Source organism: Stenotrophomonas sp. AGC87 (assembly GCF_057333975.1).
Window position 1 is genome coordinate 1 of the sequence record NZ_JBHFHW010000042.1, and the last position, 4,797, is coordinate 4,797.

Annotated in this window: 3 protein-coding genes and 1 pseudogene; 1 reads left to right on the forward strand and 3 read right to left on the reverse strand. The window is 67.6% G+C overall.

Translation table 11 applies throughout. The annotated features are described in order from the left end of the window. A pseudogene (locus tag ACE026_RS17210) lies at positions 1-408 on the reverse strand (hypothetical protein); the annotation flags it as partial. Continuing rightward, positions 405-959: an RNA polymerase sigma factor gene (locus ACE026_RS17215; RefSeq protein ID WP_313211589.1), complete on the reverse strand. Its 555-nt coding sequence runs from the start codon at positions 957-959 to the stop codon at positions 405-407. The gene ACE026_RS17215 and the pseudogene ACE026_RS17210, both read right to left, overlap by 4 nt. A gap of 203 nt (positions 960-1,162) precedes the next feature. Between ACE026_RS17215 and ACE026_RS17220 the strand changes: the two genes are divergently transcribed. Then, complete coding sequence (locus tag ACE026_RS17220; RefSeq protein WP_486040025.1) at positions 1,163-4,045, forward strand: EAL domain-containing protein; 2,883 nt, start codon at positions 1,163-1,165, stop codon at positions 4,043-4,045. Between the two features lie 21 nt (positions 4,046-4,066). Here the strand turns inward: ACE026_RS17220 and ACE026_RS17225 are convergent, their stop codons facing one another. Next, positions 4,067-4,660 carry an LOG family protein gene (locus tag ACE026_RS17225; RefSeq protein ID WP_019183145.1) on the reverse strand — a complete coding sequence of 198 codons (594 nt, stop codon included), beginning with the start codon at positions 4,658-4,660 and terminating at the stop codon, positions 4,067-4,069. Positions 4,661-4,797 lie beyond the last annotated feature (137 nt).

Below are 4,797 nucleotides of genomic sequence, written 5' to 3' on the forward strand. Positions count from 1 at the left end.
CTGCTGGACCGCCGGCGGTGCCGCGGCGGGGGACGGTGGCGGCGCGGCCTCCATCGCCGGCGCAGCCTCGGTCACCGCAGCGCTCGATGCCGGTGCGGCGACCGGTTCGGCCAGCGGCGGCGCGGGCGGGTCTTCGGGCTTGAGCTGCCAGGCGATGCCCACGGCGAAGATCACCGAGGCGGCCAGCCCGAACACGGCCGGCAGGCGCGAGCGCGGGCGTCGCGCAGGCACAGCGGTGTCGGGCGGCAGCGCCCAGGTTGCAGCGTCTGCGGCCGGTGCTTCCACTGCCGCACGGGCGGCCGCAAGCACCGCATCGTCGATCGCCGGCGCCGGACTGGTGGCACTCGGGCGACCCAGCAGCCGGGCCAGTTCGCGTTCTTCCGGGGTCAGTGGATCCGGGCGGTTCATCCGCTCAACCCCGTTCGCAGTTTGTCCATGGCATAGCGCAGCCGCGATTTGACTGTCTCACGGCCGACACCGGTGATCTCGGCAATCTCTTCCAGGCTCAGTTCCTGTTCCAGGCGCAACTGCAGGACCTCGCGCTGCTCGGGCGGCAGCTGCTCCATGGCCAGCTGCAGCTGGCGGCGTTGTTCGAACTCGGACAGCTGGGTTTCCGGCGTGCGCGCATCGGCGATCGCCGCGACCCGCTCATCGGCGTCGATCGGGGCCGCAGGCCGGTGCCTGGCCGCACGCCAGTGGTCGTTGAGGCGGTTGTGGGCGATCCGGAACAGCCAGGTGGTGAAGGCGGCGTCCGGCTGCCAGCCGGCGCGCGCGGCGATCACGCGCTGCCAGACATCCTGGAACATCTCATCGGCCAGCGCGCCATCGCGCAGCTGGCGCAGCAGGAAGCTGTACAGACGGCTGCGATGACGGCCATACAGTGCTTCGAACGCACGCAGGTCGCCGCCGGCCCAGGCCAGCATCAGCGCTTCATCGGTCGGCAGGGCAAGGGCGTCCACGCCGCACAGAGTAAGCGCTGCGGGGGTGTTCGCATAGTCGATGGCGCGCGGGGCGGCAGAGCGGGATGGCATGGCGATGACCTGGGGCACAGCAGTAACAACGCCCAGCAGCGCCGGACGGGGTTGAAGCGCTTCCATTGCCCCCCGGTCCGCGCGTTATGCTCGCAGGACAGGGGAGGTGCCGGGCACTCGGCACCCGAGAGATGAGCAACGTGACCAGCCAGATGGTGACCTCTTCAGTGCAACGGGACGGTGATGCGGTGATCCCTGCCGCGGTCGCCACGGCGTTGTGCGCCCTGTTGCCGGCAGGGGCGGCGATCACGCTGGCCTGGTCGGATCCGGTGCTGGGCGAGGGCACCCTGGACCATCCTGAGGACCGCACCCCGCCGATGGGCCCTGTTCCCGCGTGGCGTCAGGCGGCCGAGGCCGGCATGGCGCTGCAGCAGCGCTGGAGCCACAGCGGCGCCGACCTGACGCTGGACGTGACCCTGGCCGCCGGGACGACACCGCCGGACACGTGGTGGGCGTTGGCGCGCTCCCTGTTCCAGAGCACCCTGCTGCTGGCGAGGCAGCGCCGCGAGATCGCCTCCCTGGAAGAGTCCAAACGCCTGCAGCAGGCGCTCTATGAAATCGCCGATCTGGCCGGTGCGGATCTGGAAATGGCCGAGATGCTGCGCCACTTCCATCGCGTGCTCAATTCGCTGATGTACGCGCAGAACTGTTTCATCGTCGAATACGACGACATCCGCCACCGGGTCCGCTTCCTGTATTTCGCCGACCAGAAAGATGATTTCGTTGCTGACCCGGATCGCAGCTACGAAGAGCACGAAATGCCGCGCAGCCTCACCTTCGCGCTGCTGCGGCATGGTGAGCCGTTGAGCGGCCCCTCGCGGGAACTGCTGGCCATCCTCGATGACGAACATGACCCCGAGCGTGGGCCGGAAAGCCTGGATTGGCTGGGCGTGCCGATGCTGCGCGACGGGCGCGTGTGCGGCGCGATCGTGGTCCAGAGCTACGAACACCGCGCGCGCTATGGCGAGGCCGACCGCACCCTGCTGGGCTATGTCGCCCAGCACATCCTGACCGCGATGGACCGGCGCCAGGCGCAGGTGCAGCTGGAGCGCCAGGTCGAGCGCCGCACGGTCGAACTGCAGCGTGCCAACCGCAATCTGCAGGAGGAGGTGGTCGAGCGCCGCCGTGCCGAAAAGCTGCAGCTGGCACTGTTCAACATCGCCGAGCTGGCGATGAGTGCCGCGTCGCTGTCGCAGTACTACGGCCAGGTGCATGGGGTCGTTGGCACGCTGCTGGATGCGCGCAACTTCTATATCGCGCTGGTCAATGAAAGGGGGGATGGGCTGGAGTTCGTGTACTCGGTGGATGAGTACAACCCCTCGCGCGCACCACGGCCCTTCAGCGAAGGCCTGACCGAGTTCATCGTGCGCAACCGGCAACCGCTGCTGGCCACGCGCGAGCGCATCGATGCGCTGCGCGATAGTGGCGTGGTGCGCGAGTTCGGCGCGCGCTCGAACTGCTGGCTGGGTGTGCCGTTGTTGAGCGATGACGATGTGGTCGGCGTGATCGTGGTGCAGAGTTATTCGCCGGAGGTGGCGTTCACCGTGCACGACCAGCGGCTGCTGACCTTCGTGGCCCAGAACATCGGCAACGGACTGGCGCGCCAGCGTGACCAGGAGCGGTTGCGCAATGCGCATGCCGATCTGGAAAAACGGGTGGACGAGCGCACCCGCGAGCTGGCCGACGTCAACGACAAACTGCTGGGCCAGATCGGCGAGCGCCTGCGTGCCGAACAGCGCCTCACCCACCAGGCCATGCACGACGCGCTGACCGGGCTGCCCAACCGCCTGCATCTGCTGGATCGGTTGGAAGACGCGATCGTGCGTGCGCGCGCCAACGAAAGCCAGGGCTTTGCCGTGCTGTTCCTGGACCTGGACCGCTTCAAACTGGTCAACGACAGCATCGGCCATGCTGCCGGTGACCAGATGCTGGTGGAGGTGGCCAAGCGTATCGTCTCGATGATCTCCGCGCAGGACGTGGTCGCGCGGCTGGGCGGTGATGAGTTCGCGATCGTGCTCCAGTGCGGCGATGGCCTGGCCTCGGCGCTGGAGTTTTCCCAGCGCATGCTGGTAGCGCTGGAAGAGTCGATGTGGGTGAAGGGGCGCGAACTGTTCCCCTCGGGCAGCCTGGGTATCGCCATGTGGAACCCGCGTTACCGCAACGGCGAGGAACTGGTGCGCGATGCGGATGCGGCGATGTACCGCGCCAAGGCGCAGGGCAATGATCGCTGTGCGGTGTTCGACGAGGCGATGCGCGAGCAGGCCCTGCGCAGCCTGGATCTGGAGGCGGACCTGCGCCGGGCCATCATCAACCGGGATTTCATGCCGTTCTATCAGCCGATCGTGCGGCTCAGCGACGGCGAACTGGTCGGCCACGAGGCGCTGCTGCGTTGGCAGCACGAGCGCCGCGGGCTGCTGCTGCCGAGTGCGTTCCTGGATCTGGGCGAAGAGAGCGGCCTGATCGAACAGGTGGACTGGCTGCTGTACGAACAGGTGATCACCCAGCTCGCGCGCGGTGGCCGTGGCTACCTCTCGGTGAACGTCTCGCCGCGGCACTTCCGTTCGGCCGACTTCAGCACGCGCCTGTTCGGCCTGATCGAAGCGGCCGGCGCCGATCCGCACCGGTTGCGGCTGGAGATCACCGAGGTGGCCCTGCTCGATGACGGCCCGCGGACACTGCGCATCCTGCAGACCCTGCGTGAGCGCGGGGTGCTGGTGCAGCTGGATGATTTCGGCACCGGCTTCTCGGCGCTGTCCTACCTGCACCGGTTCCCGATCTCGACGTTGAAGATCGATCAATCCTTCATCGCCGGCCTGCACGGGCAGGACATGCAGAGCACGCATGCGCTGGTGCAGGGCGTGCTGTCACTGGCGCGCACGCTGGGCATCGAAACGGTGGGTGAGGGCATCGAAACCCAGGCCCAGTACGACACGCTGCTGCAGCTCGGCTGCGATTACGGGCAGGGCTATCTGCTCGGCCGTCCGGCCCCGATGGCGACCACCGCGACGGCCTGAACCGTCGCGGCGCCGCAGGGATCAACGCAGTGCGTTGGCCCGCTTTTCGTCGATCCACTTGGAGGCCTGCGCCGGCTCGTAGGCACGCATCCAGGCCAACATCTCATCGATGTCCGAGCCGTACCACAGGTCTGCGCGCTGGGCCGGGTGCAGGAAGCGCTCTTCGACCATGCGATCGATCATGCCGATCAGCGGGGCATAGAAGCCATCCACATCCAGGAACGCGCAGGGCTTGTTGCCGATGCCCAGCTGGCGCCAGGTCAGCATCTCGAAGATTTCTTCCATGGTGCCGAAGCCGCCGGGCAGGGCGACGAACGCATCGGAAAGATCGAACATGCGCGACTTGCGCTCGTGCATCGAACCGACGATTTCCAGCTCGGTCAGGCCGCGGTGGGCCACTTCCCAATCGGCCAGCTGCTGCGGGATCACGCCGGTGACTTCACCGCCGCCGGCGAGCACGGCGTTGGCCACGGTGCCCATCAGGCCGACGTTGCCGCCGCCGTAGACCAGGCGCAGGCCGTCGCGGGCGATGCGGTCGCCCAGCGCGATGGCGCGCTCGGTGTAGACCGGCTTGCTGCCGGGGTTGGAACCACAGTAAACGCAAATCGACTTCATTGGATCTTCCTGTTGTCCGAATCTGTAGCGACCGGAAACGAAAAAGCCCCGCCGATGACCGGTGCGCTGGTCTCGTGACGGGGTGTCGTTCCGCAGGTGCGGTAGCGGATTATCGCGCGTTTCGGGCCCGGGGGGGG

Excerpts from the sequence above, each read along its gene's own strand:
- ACE026_RS17225 (WP_019183145.1), bottom strand. The coding sequence starts at position 4,660 with ATGAAGTCGATTTGCGTTTACTGTGGTTCCAACCCCGGCAGCAAGCCG.
- ACE026_RS17220 (WP_486040025.1), top strand. The coding sequence starts at position 1,163 with ATGAGCAACGTGACCAGCCAGATGGTGACCTCTTCAGTGCAACGGGAC.